General features: G+C 34.2%; 10 protein-coding genes. 8 read left to right on the forward strand and 2 right to left on the reverse strand.

What is annotated here, in order from left to right; all coding sequences use genetic code 11:
• Window positions 1-142: 142 nt before the first annotated feature.
• From OM075_RS09345 to OM075_RS09380, 8 genes are all read left to right on the forward strand, one after another.
• A complete protein-coding gene (locus tag OM075_RS09345) occupies window positions 143-1,513 on the forward strand; it encodes a dipeptidase (RefSeq protein ID WP_301190234.1) in 1,371 nt (456 codons plus the stop codon).
• 424 nt (window positions 1,514-1,937) lie between these two features.
• Window positions 1,938-4,127, forward strand: a complete 2,190-nt coding sequence (locus OM075_RS09350) for a glutamine synthetase III family protein (RefSeq protein WP_301190235.1) — start codon at window positions 1,938-1,940, stop codon at window positions 4,125-4,127.
• A gap of 121 nt (window positions 4,128-4,248) precedes the next feature.
• Window positions 4,249-5,901: a SusR family glycan utilization regulator gene (susR, locus tag OM075_RS09355; protein WP_301190236.1), complete on the forward strand. Its 1,653-nt coding sequence runs from the start codon at window positions 4,249-4,251 to the stop codon at window positions 5,899-5,901.
• 416 nt (window positions 5,902-6,317) lie between these two features.
• The gene (locus OM075_RS09360) at window positions 6,318-9,278 is read left to right on the forward strand and encodes a SusC/RagA family TonB-linked outer membrane protein (protein WP_301190237.1); all 2,961 of its coding nucleotides are present in this window, start codon (window positions 6,318-6,320) and stop codon (window positions 9,276-9,278) included.
• Between the two features lie 18 nt (window positions 9,279-9,296).
• Window positions 9,297-10,769: a RagB/SusD family nutrient uptake outer membrane protein gene (locus OM075_RS09365; RefSeq protein WP_301190238.1), complete on the forward strand. Its 1,473-nt coding sequence runs from the start codon at window positions 9,297-9,299 to the stop codon at window positions 10,767-10,769.
• An 8-nt stretch (window positions 10,770-10,777) separates the two neighbouring features.
• Window positions 10,778-12,481 carry a SusE domain-containing protein gene (locus tag OM075_RS09370; RefSeq protein WP_301190239.1) on the forward strand — a complete coding sequence of 568 codons (1,704 nt, stop codon included), beginning with the start codon at window positions 10,778-10,780 and terminating at the stop codon, window positions 12,479-12,481.
• Window positions 12,482-12,524: 43 nt separating this feature from the next.
• Entirely contained in the window at window positions 12,525-13,976 is a 1,452-nt protein-coding gene (locus OM075_RS09375) for a glycoside hydrolase family 30 protein (protein ID WP_301190240.1), read from the forward strand.
• 33 nt (window positions 13,977-14,009) lie between these two features.
• On the forward strand, window positions 14,010-15,470 hold the full coding sequence (locus tag OM075_RS09380) for a glycoside hydrolase family 30 protein (protein WP_301190241.1): 1,461 nt from the start codon (window positions 14,010-14,012) through the stop codon (window positions 15,468-15,470).
• Between the two features lie 72 nt (window positions 15,471-15,542).
• On the opposite strand, the gene OM075_RS09385 is transcribed toward OM075_RS09380, so the two are convergent.
• Together OM075_RS09385 and OM075_RS09390 are read right to left on the reverse strand one after the other, a co-directional pair.
• Window positions 15,543-15,884 carry a C-GCAxxG-C-C family (seleno)protein gene (locus OM075_RS09385; protein ID WP_301190242.1) on the reverse strand — a complete coding sequence of 114 codons (342 nt, stop codon included), beginning with the start codon at window positions 15,882-15,884 and terminating at the stop codon, window positions 15,543-15,545.
• Window positions 15,885-15,889: 5 nt separating this feature from the next.
• Entirely contained in the window at window positions 15,890-17,014 is a 1,125-nt protein-coding gene (locus tag OM075_RS09390; RefSeq protein WP_301190243.1) for a DEAD/DEAH box helicase, read from the reverse strand.
• Window positions 17,015-17,317 lie beyond the last annotated feature (303 nt).

The raw sequence follows: 17,317 nt of genomic DNA on the forward strand, positions 1-17,317 counted from the left end.
TATTTTTATAAAAGGCTGTGTTTGAGAAAATCGAATACAGCCTTTTTTATATTGTATGGTTTAAGAATAGGCTTGTGATATAATTCATATATATTACCTTAAACCTTTTGTATATTGTATCGTTTTTTAATAAAAAAGAAAAATGGAAGGATTAAAAACATATATAAGCGAAAACAAACAACGTTTTTTAAACGAACTTTTTGAATTATTAAGGATACAATCGATAAGTAGTATCGAATCGCATAAGCCGGATATGTATCGGGCTGCAGAAAAGTGGACGAAAATATTATTAGATGCTGGAGCAGATAAGGCAGAGGTGTTTGAAACAGAAGGGAACCCAATTGTTTTTGGAGAAAAGATAATTGATGAGAAATTACCTACGGTTATGGTATATGCTCATATGGATGTAATGCCTGTAGATCCCATTGACCTATGGAATTCTGATCCTTTTGAACCATTGGTTAAGGATGGTAAAATATTTGGGCGAGGTGCCGATGATGATAAAGGCCAAAGTTTTATGCATGCAAAGGCCTTCGAGTTTATGGTAAGAACAAATCAGTTGCCATGCAATGTAAAGTTTTTAATAGAAGGAGAGGAGGAAGTCGGATCTGTGCATCTTCCAAAATTCTGTGAAGAGCATAAGGATATGCTACAAAGCGATGTGATTCTTGTTTCTGATACATCTATGATCGCACCTGGTATTCCATCAATAACCACAGGATTGCGAGGTCTGGCATATTGGGAAGTTGAAGTAACAGGCCCTAACCGAGATTTACATTCAGGTATATTTGGTGGTGCTGTAGCAAATCCAATCAACGTATTGTGTAATATGATTTCGCAAATGACGGATGAAAAAGGAAAAATTACCATTCCTGGATTTTACGATGATGTGATTGAAGTAACCGAAGAAGAGCGTAAAAAAATGGCTCAGGCACCTTTTGATGAAGAAGGATATAAAACTGCTTTGAATGTTAAGGAATTAAAAGGTGAAGATGGATATACCACTAACGAACGTACAGGTATAAGACCTTCGTTTGACGTTTGTGGAATTTGGGGTGGTTACACAGGTGAAGGAGCAAAAACAGTTTTGCCATCAAAAGCATATGCAAAAATTTCTTCGCGTTTGGTTCCGAATCAGGATCATGAAAAAATAGCAGACTTATTTAAGCTGCATTTCGAATCCATTGCACCAGCAAGTGTAAATGTTAATGTAAAATCATTGCATGGAGGACAAGGTTATGTTTGTCCAATTGATTTACCTGCTTATCAGGCAGCTGAAAAAGCTTATGAAAAAGTATTTAATAGAAAACCTGTGCCGGTAAGAAGTGGTGGATCTATTCCTATTATTTCAACTTTTGAAGAAATTCTTGGTGTAAAATCAATATTAATGGGTTTTGGATTGGAATCAGATGCAATTCATTCTCCTAACGAAAACTTTCCATTGGAGCAGTTTTATACAGGTATTGAAGCAATCCCATATTTCTATAAATATTATGTAGAGTCCAATATATAATATATTATAAATGTATTATTTATCCAGAAGCAGGTTTTGTACAAAGCCTGCTTTTTTTATGTAGAATAAATTATAGAGCATAATGTACCAATATAATTAAATGTCATTCCATTTGTTTATTATTTTCAGGTTGGTGTTTTAAATAGTAATAAAGAGATGTGTGTATCTTATAATTTATAAATAAATCACTCTTTTTGCTTTTAATATTTACTCGAATAAATTTTTAAACTGTTCAAAAATGCTTTTTTTTCAAAAAAATGCCGAAAAATCTCATAAAAACTCAAAGTGATCTAATAAAAAAAGGGGTTTTGTTTTTAGTAGGTTAATTTTTATGAAAAAAATCATGAAAACGAAAGGTTTTAATTTAGAATTATTTATTTTTGCTTCGCTAACTCGAAAAAAAAATTAAAATTTTTTATTAATTATGGCAACATTAAGATTTCAAGCATTAAATGAGTTGCTTTCAAGAGCACCAAAAGATGTATGCTTACCTTCAAATAAGGTAACAGATTATTATGGCGAATTAGTATTCAATGCTGAGGCGATGAGACAGTATCTTTCTAAAGATGCTTTTGCTGCAGTTAAAGCTGCAAACGCTAAAGGAGGAACTATTGATCGTAAACAAGCTGATGGTATCGCTTCTGGTATGAAAGCTTGGGCTATTGAAAAAGGAGCTACTCACTACACTCACTGGTTTCAACCATTAACTGATGGAACTGCAGAAAAACATGATGGTTTTATCGATTATGGTGATGATGGTAGTATTATTGAAAACTTCTCTGGTAAATTATTAGCACAGCAAGAGCCAGATGCTTCTTCTTTCCCATCAGGAGGTATTCGTCAAACTTTTGAAGCTCGTGGTTATACCGCTTGGGATACTTCTTCACCAGCTTTTATCGTTGGAACAACACTTTGTATTCCTACAGTATTTATTTCATATACAGGTGAAGCATTAGATTACAAAACACCTTTATTAAAAGCACTTTCTGCTGTTGATGAAGCTGCTACTGCTGTATGTCAATATTTTGATAAAAACGTATCAAAAGTACATACCAACATGGGTTGGGAGCAAGAGTATTTCTTAATTGATGAAGCTCTTTACCAAGCTCGTCCTGACCTTGTGTTAACTGGTCGTACTTTAATGGGACACTCTTCTTCTAAAGATCAACAATTAGATGACCACTACTTTGGATCTATTCCAGAGCGTGTATCTAAATTTATGATTGAGTTAGAAGTTGAAGCTCACAAATTAGGTATGCCTATTAAAACTCGTCACAATGAGGTTGCTCCTTCTCAGTTTGAGGTTGCTCCTATTTATGAAGAGGCTAACTTAGGTAATGACCACAACCAAATCATCATGGATTTGATGAAGCGTGTTGCTCGTCATCATAAATTCCGTGTATTATTACATGAAAAACCATTTGCTGGAATCAATGGTTCTGGTAAACACAATAACTGGTCATTAGGAACTGATACAGGTGTAGTATTATATGCTCCAGGTAAAAATCCTAAAGGAAACTTACAGTTCTTAACTTTTGTGGTTAACACATTAATGGCTGTATACAAAAACCAGGATTTATTACGTGCATCTATTCTTACTGCTTCTAACAGCCACCGTTTAGGTGCTAACGAAGCTCCTCCTGCAATTATTTCTGCTTTCTTAGGAACTGAAGTTTCTGCAATGTTAGATAAAATTGTAGCTGAGGTACCTGATCACAAAATGACTCCGGATGAGAAAACAGCTCTTAAATTAGGTATTGGTCGTATTCCTGAAATTATTCTTGACAACACTGACCGTAACCGTACTTCTCCATTTGCATTTACAGGAAACCGTTTTGAGTTCCGTGCTGTAGGTTCTTCAGCTAATGCTGCTGCATCAACTACTGCTTTAAGTGCTGCTGTTGCTGTTCAATTAAGAGAGTTTAAAGTTGAAGTAGACGGATTAATTGAAAGTGGAGTTAAGAAAGATGAAGCTATCTTCCAAGTTCTTAAGAAATTAATCATTGAGTGCGAACCAATTAAATTTAATGGTAACGGTTACTCAGATGAGTGGAAAGAAGAAGCTGCTAAGAGAGGTTTAACAAACATTACAAGTGTACCTGAATCATTAACTAAATATCTTGAGCCAGAAGCTAAGAAAACTTTAGTTGAGGGTGGTATTATGAGTGAAAAAGAATTAGAAGCTCGTGTTGAAGTTGAAATGGAGAAATTCGTTTACAAAATTCAAATTGAGTCTAGAGTTCTTGCTGATCTTGCAATTAACCATATTGTTCCAACAGCTGTGGCTTACCAAACAAGATTAATTCAAAATGTTCAAGGATTAAAGGATTTATTCTCAGAAGAAGAATTCAAAGAATTAGCCGGAGCACGCATTGAATTAATTAAAGAGATTTCGAAACATACTTCTTATATCAAAACTAAGAGAAAAGAAATGATCGAAGCTCGTAAGGAGTGTAATAAACTAGAAGAAGGATCAGAAAAAGCATTTGCTTATGATGCAAAAGTTCGTCCTTTCTTAGATGATATTCGTTACCACATCGATAAATTAGAATTAATTGTTGATGATGAGTTATGGCCATTGCCAAAATATCGTGAATTATTATTCAACTGCTAGTCTTTAAAAACTAGATATACTCAAGGGATAACTGTTAAGGTTATCCCTTTTTTTGTTTTTAATGAATTCATTACTCTTAAATGTTATGTTGGTTTTATATATTTGACAAAAATCTACATATATGATACGTTTTCTCTATACAAGTATATTTTTATTGTGTATATCTTCCGGTTTAATGGCTAATAGTGAAATTGATACACTTCTTGTTAAGCTGGAACAGGTAATGAGCAAACGTGATAGTTTTGATATTATCAGACAAAACAGATTATTAAATCTAAAGGAACTGCTAACGAAGAATGATATTGGTGACGATCAAAAGTTTTATCTTCAAAATCAGCTGATAGAAGAGTATCGTACCTATAATTTTGACTCTACATTAAATTATATAAACAAGAATCTATCTCTTGCTAAAAAGATCAACAAACCAACATTAATTAATGAATCTAATCTTGAGATGGCGCGATTACTAGCCTCATCAGGCAGATATCTTGAAGCATTGGATGTACTCAAATTGATTGATAAAAGTTTATTGGATAAAAATCTTTTAATAGATTATTATAATGATTTACTTAAATTATATTCTGATCTAAGTATTTATTCCCCGTCTACTGATAATGCAAATTCTTACTCATTAAAGTCGGCAGCTTATACAGATTCATTGCTACGTATATTAGATGAAAAATCAGAGCCTTATTTGAGTCTTATGGAGAAGCGGTATAGAGATAGCAGAGATTTGGATAAATGTGAACAAATAAATTCACAAAGACTTTCAGGCGCTAAAATAGGAACACCTTTATACTCAATGATTACTTTTGAAAGATCTCTTTTATTCGGTCTGAAAAAGGAACCTGAAAAAGAAAAGAAATATTTGATTCTTTCTGCAATTTCAGATATTATGGCTTCGGTAAAGGATAATGCTTCTCTGACTATCTTAGCTCTTATTTTACACGGAGAAAAAGATATTGACAGAGCCCATAAGTATATTAAATTCTCTTTTGAAGATGCTTCGTTTTATAATTCAAAGCTTCGTTTTATTGAGTTGTCTAATATAATGCCTTTAATTACTGAAGCATATCAATTAAAGAGCGAACAGCAAAGCATGAAATTAAAAAGGTACTTAATCATTATAAGTCTGTTAAGTTTGGTGTTGACTTTGGCATTTTTATACATTGTTAACCAGATGAAAAAATTAGCTAAAACAAGGAATGACTTGCAAACGGTTAATTCAAGATTAAACCAGTTAAATACTAATTTATCAGAAGCAAATACAAACCTTCATAACTTAAATGTTGAGTTATCGGAAACCAATCATGTGAAGGAGCATTATATTGGAAATTTTTTAACCATATGCTCTGATTATATTGATAAGATAGATGATATTCGACGAAATGTTAATAAGCAAATTTTGGCAGGAAAAGTAGAAGAGCTTTTAAAAACTACTAAATCGAGAAAATTAATTGATGACGAAGTGAAGGCTTTCTATGAGAATTTTGATTCTGTCTTTCTGCATATCTATCCTAATTTTGTTGAAAAACTAAACTCATTACTAGAAGAAGGTGAACAGATTGAATTGAAGAAGGATGAAATGCTAAACACTGAATTAAGAATATTTGCATTAATACGTTTAGGTATTTCTGATAGTTCAAGAATTGCAAAATTATTGAGGTACTCTGTAAATACAATTTACAACTACAGAGTAAAGGTAAAAAATAAGGCACTTTCTCGCGATGATTTTGAAGATCAGGTGATGAAAATAGGGGCCATTCTTCGCTAAATTACCCTCAATTTCTCTTTAGATTCTTAAATATACATTAAAAAGCTTCCACTTTTTTAAGATTTGTTAACAAATTAAACTGCTTGTAAATGAGGTAGTAATGGATTTGTTGTATCTGTATTTATCCACTTTTTCACTATGTAAGTTAGTAAATCCCTACTTATTCAATTCTCTTTGTAAAGCGCAAAAAAATCAATTGATAAAATGCATAATGAGATTTACCTGCAGTAAAAATCTCAAGAATGTTTTGTTGTTAATTAATCTATGAAAAAGAGAGATGAAAGGATTTTTAAAAAAGGAAGAAAGGGAGTTTAGGTGAATATAATAAGTGTAAAATGCCAATACTAAAAAGTGAAAATCATTTCACCAAAAATGTTTTATCTGCATTACAAATAATAGTTTAAAAAAATCTTCAAATGCAAATTAGTAAGTCAATACATAAAGTAAACTTAAGATGGTCCTTAATACTGGCGTTCTTATGTTTTACAGTAATAACTTTTGCTCAACAGAAAACTGTTGAGGGAAATGTTGTTGATACAAACGGGGAAGGGATTCCTGGTGTTTCTGTCGTGCTAAAAGGTACTTCACAAGGTACAATAACTGATATAATGGGGCATTATTCTGTTTCAGGAGAAATAGGAGATGGTGCTATTTTGGTATTCAGTTTTATAGGGATGCAAACGCAGGAAGTTATTGTGAAAGGTGAGCAAACCCAATTAAATATTACCTTAATTGAGGAAGTTTTAGGATTAGGTGAAGTAGTTGTTGTGGGTTATGGAACTCAGGAAAAGAAGGATATTACAGGTTCTGTAGCTTTAGTTCAGGCTGATGAATTAGAATCACGACCAAATACACAGTTGGGATCATTAATTCAGGGTAGGGCAGCCGGTGTTCGTGTAGCATCAAGCTCAGGTAAACCATCTCAAGGATTAAGTATAAGGATCAGAGGTACAAACTCTATTACTGCGGATAGTGAACCTTTATATGTAATTGATGGTATTCCAACTACTGATACACGCTCAATTAACCCAGCAGATGTTGAAACAATGACGGTTTTAAAAGATGCTTCTTCAGCTGCAATTTATGGCGCCAAAGGAGCAAATGGTGTTGTTTTAATTACTACAAAAAAAGGTACTTCGGAAAAACCTACTTTAACCTTAGATGCTTATTGGGGATTCTCTGAAGTTTGGAAGACTTTGGATGTTCTTAATGGAGAGCAATATCGTGATTTAATGACTGAGTTAGGTCAGTCTACAGATTGGAATAAGTATAATGCTAATACCGATTGGCAAAATAAAGTATTCCAAAGAGGTATGTCTCAAAACTATCAGTTATCCATGTCAGGAAGAAAGGATAAAACCTCTTATTATGTTTCAGGAGGATGGGTACAACAAATTGGGGCTGTTCGAAGTTCTGAAATGGACCGAGCCAACTTTAAAGTTAATCTCGATCAGGAGATTAATGATTGGTTGAGTGTGGGTACCAGAATTTCATATACAAAATATAAGGATGTTGATGTAAATGATAATAATGCGGTTAACAAAGGTGGCGTTATTAACGGTGTTTTAAATACGCCTTCAGTTATAAATGTATTTAATGAAGATGGCACATTTACAAGTAATCCATTTCAAAACTGGGAGAATCCTTTAGCAAGTACAGATGGTTCTGACAGGGAATACAATAGTGAGCGATTCTTGGGGAATATGTATTTAAATATTAAGTTCTTAAAGGATTTTAATTTTAAGTCGAATTTCGGAATTGATCAAAGTAACGGAATGTATGATTACTTTTTAGATCCATACAGAACTAGTTATGGTATTGCAAAACAAGGTATTGCTACCAATAATACAGATAAATCAAGCTTCTGGATTGCAGAGAATACATTATCATTTAAGAAAAAAATCAGTAAACATGCTGTGGAGGTATTAGTTGGTTCTGTTATTCAAAAATATAAGTGGGAAAACAGTTATATCACTACTGAAAACTTCGCCAGTGATGGTATTACAACAACCAACGCAGGATCTGTTATAGCTTCAGCAGGTAATAATAAGTCAGAAAAATCAAATGAATCTTATTTAAGTAGATTAAACTATGCTTTTGCTGACAAATATTTAGTCACAGCAAACTTCAGAGCTGATGCTTCAAGTGCTTTTGGTCCGGATAACAGATGGGGATATTTTCCTTCGTTTTCATTAGGATGGCGTATGTCTCAGGAGTCATTTTTAAACAGTATCGATTTCTTAAATGATTTAAAAATTCGTGCAGGATGGGGACTTGTAGGTAATGATCAAATCAGTAATTATGCTTATTTCGGATTGGTTGGATCAAATGATTATCCAATTGGAGGTGTTTTATTGCCGGGAACTTACCCTTCATCAATGGATAATAATACTTTAAAGTGGGAAGAGTCTGAACAAACAAATATTGGTTTGGATGTTAGCATTTTTAATGGAAGATTAACGCTTACTGCAGATGCATATTTACGTAAAACACGCGATTTATTATTAGATGCTCCACTACCAACAAGTACCGGTTTTAGTTCAGCGTTACAAAATATTGGAAACCTGGAAAATAAAGGTTTAGAGTTAAGTTTAAACACTGTAAATGTTGATAAAGCAATCAATTGGAGTTCAACTTTTAATATTTCATTTAACAGAAATAAAGTTACCAATCTTGTTGTGGAAAGCCTTGCAATGGGTGATGTTGCCGGCAGAGGTGAAGCTGTTCTTTTGGAAGAAGGAAGATCATTGGGTACACTTTACGGATATGTTTGGGGAGGTGTTGATCCTGCAACAGGTAATGGATACTATGTAACAAAGGATGGTGAATCAACTTTTGATCCTGAACCGGAAGACAGGACGGTAATTGGTAATGCAAATCCGGACTTCTTTTATGGAGTTAACAATACGGTCACTTATAAAGGCCTTGGTTTAACTGTATTTTTAGAAGGAACTTATGGAAACGACATGTTAAATGCAACCCGTATTGAATCGGAAGGTATGACAGATCCAAAGAATCAATTATTAGCTGTTACCAAAAGATGGCGTACAGCAGGCGATGTTACCGATATACCAAAAGCAAGTTGGGCAGATACAGATAATTCAAGAATATCTTCTCGTTTTATTGAAGATGCATCATACCTACGTGTTAAAACAATTAGTTTAAGTTACCAATTTCCTAAAGCATGGATTCAAAAAGCAGGAATTGCTTCATTGAAAGTATATGCAACTGGTGAGAACTTATTTACACTGACTGACTATTCCGGATTTGATCCTGAAGTTAATGCCTATGGAGCTTCAAATACGATGCAAGGGATTGATTATGGAACTTATCCTCAAACCCGAAATATCATCTTTGGTTTAAATGTGGTTTTCTAAAATTAAAATTTGATAGCAATGAGATTTAAAATATTTCTAGTAGGTTTTGCAATGACTTTGGCAATGAGTTCATGTAATGATATTCTTGATCTTGAGCCAATTTCAGATGAAACTTCAGCAAGTGCTTATGATAAGTTAAGCCAGATAGAAGCTGCTTTAACAGGAGCTTACGCAACATTTCAATCCGATCATTATATCTGGAATAATGTAATTTTTCAGGATGTTAGAGCTGATAATCATTACGCTGGAGGTGATAATACAAGTATCTATGAGGTTGATTATTTAACTGTTTCTCCTACCAATTCAAAAATAAACCAAAGTTGGGGTAATCTTTACAATGGTATTTTAAAAGCCAATTTGGTTATGGAAAAAGTGGTTGAAGTATCAGATCCTCAATTAAGTGATGAAAGAAGAAATCAAATTATTGGAGAAGCTTTATTTCTAAGAGCTTATCATTACTATAATCTGGTAACACTATTTGGGGGCGTTCCTTTAATTCTGGAAGCCACAAATTCAACAGAATCATCAGCGGTTAATGTACCAAGATCAACAGCAGCAGAGGTTTTTGCTCAAATTATTACCGATTGTGATGCAGCAGCAGATCTATTACCTGATGTTTATGGAGCAGATGCAAGCATAAATAAGGCCAGAGCAACAGCAGGTGCAGCATATGCTTTAGCTGCAAAAGCTTGTGCTCAAAAGCCAAGTCCCGATTATGCACAGGTGTTAAACTTTATCACCAAGGTTGAGGCCAGTAAAGCAAATTATAAATTGATAGATTATACTGAATTATTTGATGGTGCACATTATAATAATGCAGAGTCAATTATGGAAGTTCAGTATTTATCAGGTAGTGATGGTAATTGGGGACCTCAATGTTTATTGCCTCCTTCAATAAGTGGTGATACATGGCGTAAATTTATAACTCCTTCTCACAATTTAATTGAAGCCTTTGATGCAGAAGGTGATGAAATAAGAAAAAATGCGTCCGTATTGTTCGAGTCAGTAAGTTGGGTTGATGAATATTGGGGAAATGCTATAGGTAGCAGTATTCCGTTTGCTTACAAGTGGAAAAATGCCAGTGGATGGTCAAGCTCCGACAGACCTTACCTTTTAAGATATGGAGACATGGTTTTACTAAAAGCCGAAGCTTTAAATGAAACTGGTTCTCTTGATTTGGCTGTTGTTGAAGTGAATAGAATTCGTAACAGGGTTGATTTACCTGGTTTAACTGCTGATCAAAAAAGCTCAAAAGAAGTATTGCGTAATGTCATTTTAAAAGAAAGAAGATTGGAGTTGGCTCAGGAATCGCAGCGTTGGGATGATTTGGTTCGTTATGGTGTAGCTGTTGAAACAATGAATAATCTTCAGGAGATTGATTTAAGAACAGGTTCTGCTACAAACTATCAAATGACTGAGGCTAAAATTCTATTACCTATTCCACAACAAGAAATGGATAGAAATCCGAATCTGGAACAAAACCCTTTATAACGTAACGAATGAAGAAGATAAATATTAATTGGATATTGGCTGTTTTTGTTCTGTTTACAGCCTGGAGTTGCTCAGAAGAAAGCAACTTGCAACCGGAAGGACAATGGGATTTAAGTGTTCCTTCTGTCGCTCAAATCAATGGAGTTACTCTTGACGAGGCAAATCCTAATGAAAAAATTTCCTTTCAATGGGATGCTGCAGTTTCATCAGCACGCTATGGTGTTTACTATACTTTAGTTATTGATTCTGTGGATGCTCAGGATTTATCAAACCCAATTCTTACGGTTAAAGCCGATAATAGTGGTAAATCAACGACTGCTTCTGTAACATATTCAGATTTGAATGATGCATTGTATATGGCAGGTTATAAACCAGGTGTTGATATTTCTTTGAAATATTCAGTGGTTGCAGATTGTTTATCAAAGTCTACGACTGATGAAAAACAGTTTACTGTTGTTAGATACGACGATGATCAATTGTTTTTAGCCGGATCAGCAACTGAGGTAGGAGATAATGTAACTAATGCCATTAAGTTTAAAAGACTTAAAGATGCAGCAGCTGAAAAGTTGAATGTCTATGAAATACATACATCATTAAAAGCCAATAAATCATTTATGGTTTATAATGGAAAAAGTGCTAAAGCAATTTCATATGGTATAAACGAAGATGGTTTATTGGAAAGAGGAGCTAATCCTTTGAGTGTTGAAGAAGAAGGTGTGTATAAAATTATTATCGACTTTGATGCCATGTCGGTAACGTATTTTAAAATTGAATCACTTGGGATAATTGGTTCTTCATTAACAAATGGATGGAATTCTGATGAAGATTTGGAATACCATGGTGATGGTGTTTGGCAGTCAGATATCAGTTTTGTGAGTTCCGGAGATTATATTATCAGAGCGAACAATAGCTGGGATGGAATTATAAAAAAAGTATCAGGGACTTCAAATACTGTAGCATATGAAAGCTTTGCTAATGATAAAGGTATTGGCATTGAAAATATTCCTCAGTCTGAAGTAGGCTATTATACTGTTACTCTAACACTAAATGCAGATGAGTATAGTATTGACCTGGAAAAAGCACCTGACGAGAGAATGTATGTGATCGTAAATGGAACTGATACTTATGAATTAAGTATGGTTGGAGAAGGAACTTTTGCAACAACTTCATACATCGCATTACAGTCATCTGATCAGGTAATTATTAATACAGAATCTGATGGAAGCGGCATAAGTTATTCTACAACTGATGCTATTGAAGCAGGAAGTGGAGACAAGGTAAGTGGTTCTGGTGTAGCGCAAGAATCTACAAATCCTTTCTCAGTTTCACTAGACCAGGCCTTTGGTTTTGTTATTAATGTGAACGAAGGTACATTGGATTGGCACTATTATAATCTGAAGTTATTCCACTGGGATGATGATGCAGATGGGGGATGGGATGCTAAACTTGAAGCAGAAATGACTTATGCACATCCATTTACTTATACAGTAACAGCAGACCTATCTGCAGATTTTGAAAGTAAGTTTTTCTCGCCATGGGATATTCAGTTTGGAGCAGGAGCTACTGATGATATGAACGCTTTAGTAGGTACCATGACTAATGATAGTGGAGCTTCTAACTTTAAGAATATTTCTGAAACAGGCACTTATAACGTAACCGTAGTTGTAGCAGATGATTTTTCTACAGCCACGTATGAGTTTGTTAAACAATAAAAATTAAATGGGCAGCAAAAGCTGCCCATAATTAAGAAAAACTATGCTGATAAAAAGTAAAAAAATAATAGTTCCTTTTGTAATTACCTTGATTTTTGGAATAACAGGGGCTCAATGTAAAAAGGATAGTGATACGCCACCACCTCCTCCAACACCACAGGAGGATGCCTTAAGTGTTACAAAATATTTATCAACCTCAGATGGAAATGCCAAATTTAATAAGCAGGACGATAGTTTTTATAATGCAGAAACAAATAGTTTCGCTTCCATAAATGTTGATGTTTCCACTGAGTATCAGGAGATGGATGGATTTGGATTTTCGTTGACAGGAGGTAGTGCCCTTCATTTGTTCAATATGTCATCATCAAAAAGAAAAGCGTTATTAAATGAGCTTTTTGCTTATGATGAAGAAAATATAGGAATTAGTTATTTGCGAATAAGTATAGGTGCTTCTGATTTAGATGCAGCGCCTTTTTCTTACAATGATTTATTGGCGGGACAAACAGATGTTAATCTTGATCAGTTTTCAATTGAACCGGATAGAGATCATTTGATTCCTGTATTGAAAGAAATTTTGGCGATTAATCCTAATATTAAAATACTAGGCTCACCATGGTCTGCACCAACGTGGATGAAAACCAATGGAGCAACAAAAGGAGGTGAATTAAAGGAAGAGTATTACGAAGCTTATGCAAATTATTTTGTGAAATATATTCAGGCAATGGCCAATGAAGGAATTACCATTGATGCCATAACCATACAAAATGAGCCATTGCATCCGGGTAATAACCCAAGTATGTACATGGAACCGCAAGCACAGGCAAACTTTGTAAAAAATGCCTTGGGACCAGCATTTGAAGCAGCTGGTGTCTCAACCAAGATTATTGTTTATGATCATAATGCTGACCGAACAGATTATCCGATTACTATTTTTAATGATGCTGAAGCCAATAAATATGTTGATGGTTCTGCGTTTCATTTATATGGAGGTTCAATTGATGATTTGAGCAAAGTTCACAATGCTCATCCCGATAAAAATCTATATTTCACTGAGCAATGGATTGGAGCCCCTGGGAATTTTGGTAATGATATTGTTTGGCATACTGAGAACTTAATTATTGGAGCTTCTCGTAATTGGTGTAAAACTGTATTAGAATGGAATTTAGCCAGTAATTCAAAATTAGAGCCTCATACAGATGGTGGATGTACACAATGTTTAGGTGCGTTGACTATCGATGGTGATGATGTAACACGAAATCCGGCTTATTACATTATAGCGCATGCATCTAAATTTGCTCGCCCTGGCTCTGTTCGAATTGCAACCAATATTCCTTCCGGATTACCTAATGTGGCATTTTATACACCTGACGGAGAAATTGTGTTGGTAGTAGTAAATACATCAGGTTCTGAAATACGTTTTAATATTGATAAGGGGTCGGAAATGTTTGTTGATAAATTAGCTGCTAATTCTGTAACTACATATGTTTGGAAATAAAAGCTTTGTAAAATTAGAGGTAAAGTATTGAATATGGATATAAGAATTTTGGCATTCTTAGGGGTGATATTTTTCGCATGTAAACCTCTGTCTGTTGATACAAAATCGAAAGAGGAACTTGTTTTTAATACTAAAAATAAGATGATAGATGTTTATTGCACTTCAAAAGATGACAATAAACGACTAACCTTGGTGGGGAGTCATGGTTTTACAGATGCAGAACAACCATTGGAAAGCGAAATCAGTGTGTTTGTTAATCCACAAAAGCAGTTTCAAACTTTTTTAGGTATAGGAGGAGCAATCACAGATGCTTCTGCTGAGGTTTTTAGTAAGCTTCCCGAAAAGAAACAAAAGGAACTGTTGGATGCCTATTATGGAGCGCAGGGTATTAACTATACGTTAATGAGAACAACAATTCACAGTAGTGATTTTAGTTCAGAAAGTTATACATATATTGAAGAAGGCGATAAGGAATTGAATTCATTTTCAATTGAGCATGATCAAACGTATCGATTGCCAATGATAAAGAGGGCTTTATCGCAGGCAGACTCAGCAATCAAAGTGTATGCTTCACCCTGGAGTCCACCAGCTTTTATGAAAGGCAGAAAAGATATGCTAAGAGGAGGGAAGCTTCAGCCTGAGTATTATCAATCCTGGGCATCTTACTATGCTAAATTTATTAAGACTTATGAGGCAGAAGGTATTCCTGTTTGGGGACTAACTGTTCAAAATGAACCAATGGCTGTTCAAACATGGGAGTCGTGTATTTACACAGCTGAGGAAGAGCGTGATTTTATTAAAAATTACTTGGGACCAACACTTCAAGCTGAAGGACTTCAAAGTAAAAAGCTTATTGTTTGGGATCATAATCGTGATTTAATATCACATCGTGCCAATACAATACTTGGAGATCCTGAAGCGGCAAAATATGTTTGGGGAGTTGGTTTTCACTGGTATGAAACCTGGGCAGGAGGAGATCCTTTATGGGATAACCTACGAAATGTAAAAGAGTCGTTTCCTGATAAACAATTATTGTTCACAGAAGGATGTAATGAAAAGTTTGATGCAAATGAATATCAAAGATGGTCAAATGCTGAGCGCTATGGAAAATCAATGATTAACGATTTTAATTGTGGAACAGTAGGTTGGACGGATTGGAATATTTTGCTGGATCAAAACGGAGGTCCAAACCATGTGGGTAACTTTTGTTTTGCACCCATTCATGGTGATACTAATACCGGGGAGTTAATTTATACTCCGGCATATTACTACATCGGACATTTTTCAAAGTTTATCAGACCAGGAGCTCATAGAGTAAGTACAACAACAAGTTTTAGTGATATCATCAGTACATCTTTTTTAAATATTGATGGAAAAATGGTTACTGTTGTTATGAATGAGTCAGAAAAAGAAATGGATTATAAATTAATAATAGAAGGAGTACACGCAAAACTAACTATTGCACCTCATTCTATTCAAACATTAGTTTACTAATTAACTAAGCACGGGGCAATTTTTATAACTGTCCGATTCTTTGTATTTGCTAAGAATCGGCAGTTATATTTTTTATTTTGAAAGAATTTCCTGAATACTTGATGCAGCCAAACGGACACATTCTTTGCAGGATAATTTTCTGTTTTTCTTCAGTTCTTTACATTCAATGCTTCCTCCAAAACGAATGAATTCAGAATTTATAAATTCAATATTAGAAGGTTCATCAATTAGTTGATGAGCAGCATATAAAGCGCCGCATATTCCATTTTTAGCTTTTCCTCTTCCTTTGTCTGATGCTGACTTTATTTGATCTTCACTGATATCATATTCTAATTGAAAAGTTTTAAAGATGGCCTGAGCACAGTTATACCCTTCTTTACCATGGTATAATTGTTCAGCTATATTTATTTTCATAAATATTAATTCTTCGATCTTCTGATTTGTTTAAAACTAATCTTTAGTGCTTTTTCAAAATGTCTGACCGATTTAATTTCCTTAGAAGTTATCAAAGCAAGTGAATAGCCTTTTTTCCCAGCTCTCGCTGTTCGTCCACTTCGGTGCGTATAATATTCGTCTTTATCCGGCAATTGGTAATGGATGACAAAAGACAAATCTTCAATGTCAATACCTCGTGCTGCTAAATCTGTTGCTACTAAAATTTGCATATTTCCTTTTTTAAAGGAACGCATAATCTTATCTCGTTCTATTTGTTTTAAATCACCCTGAATGGCGTCAGTTTTTATGTTCTTTGCATTAAGTTGTTTTGCCAATGTAGTGGCTGCAACTTTTGTTTTACAAAAAACAATACCTCTGTTACCTTTTTCAATTTTAAGTATTTGTAAAAGGATATTTAGTTTCTCCGCTTCTTCACAAATTAAAAACTGGTGGTCAATATTTTTGTTGACAATGCTTTTTTTACTAACCTCTATTCTTATTGCATTTTTTGAAAGGTGATTGTTTACAATTTTTCGGATTCCATCAGGCATTGTGGCTGAAAAAAGCCATTTGTTATCAATCTTTTCAAGATGTTTTAATATTTGATCCAACTCTTTTTTAAATCCCATACTAAGCATCTCATCTGCTTCATCAAGTATTACTGTTGAAACATCTTTTAAGTCAACCGCTTTACGTTGCAACAACTCAATTAAGCGTCCAGGAGTTGCAACAATAATATGTGTAGGCCTTCTTAAAGCATTTATTTGTTTTTCAATTTGAGCTCCACCAAAAATAGCTTCAGTAAAAATCTTGTCAGAATATTTAGTGAATTTAAAAAGCTGTTTAGCAATTTGTTGACCTAACTCACGAGTAGGACATAAAATTAAGCCCTGTACAACTTTTTTATTAGGATTAATACTGTGCAATAAAGGTAAGCCATAAGCTGCAGTTTTACCTGTACCTGTTTGTGCCTGAGCAACCAGGTCGGTATTACTTTGCAATAAGGCAGGAATAACCTGTTCTTGTATTTCAGTAGGTTCAACAATATTCATTTCGTTTATTGCTTTACAGAACTTTTTGTCTACTCCTAATTTTTCAAACTGCTTCACGATCTCGTATTTATAAATTTGGTGCAAAAATACCTTTTTTAATGTTGTGTGCTAATTTTTACGTAGTTAATGATTATATAAAATGACTTTAAATGGTAAATATTTTTTAAAAAGAAAAGAGTTACCGATACAGATTATGTTATAATACTGAACTCTATATAAAAAGAAAGCCTGTCTGAGAGTAGACAGGCATGCGGAAACATTCTAAAAAAACTAACCTAAACCTCACACACATTTTGAATGTTCCTATTATTGGGGACCAGGAGAGCGTTTTTATTAATGACAAATTACGACCGTTTTATC

The sequence above is a fragment of the Plebeiibacterium sediminum genome (assembly GCF_026013605.1).
GTDB classification, from domain to species: Bacteria; Bacteroidota; Bacteroidia; order Bacteroidales; family Marinilabiliaceae; genus Saccharicrinis; species Saccharicrinis sediminus.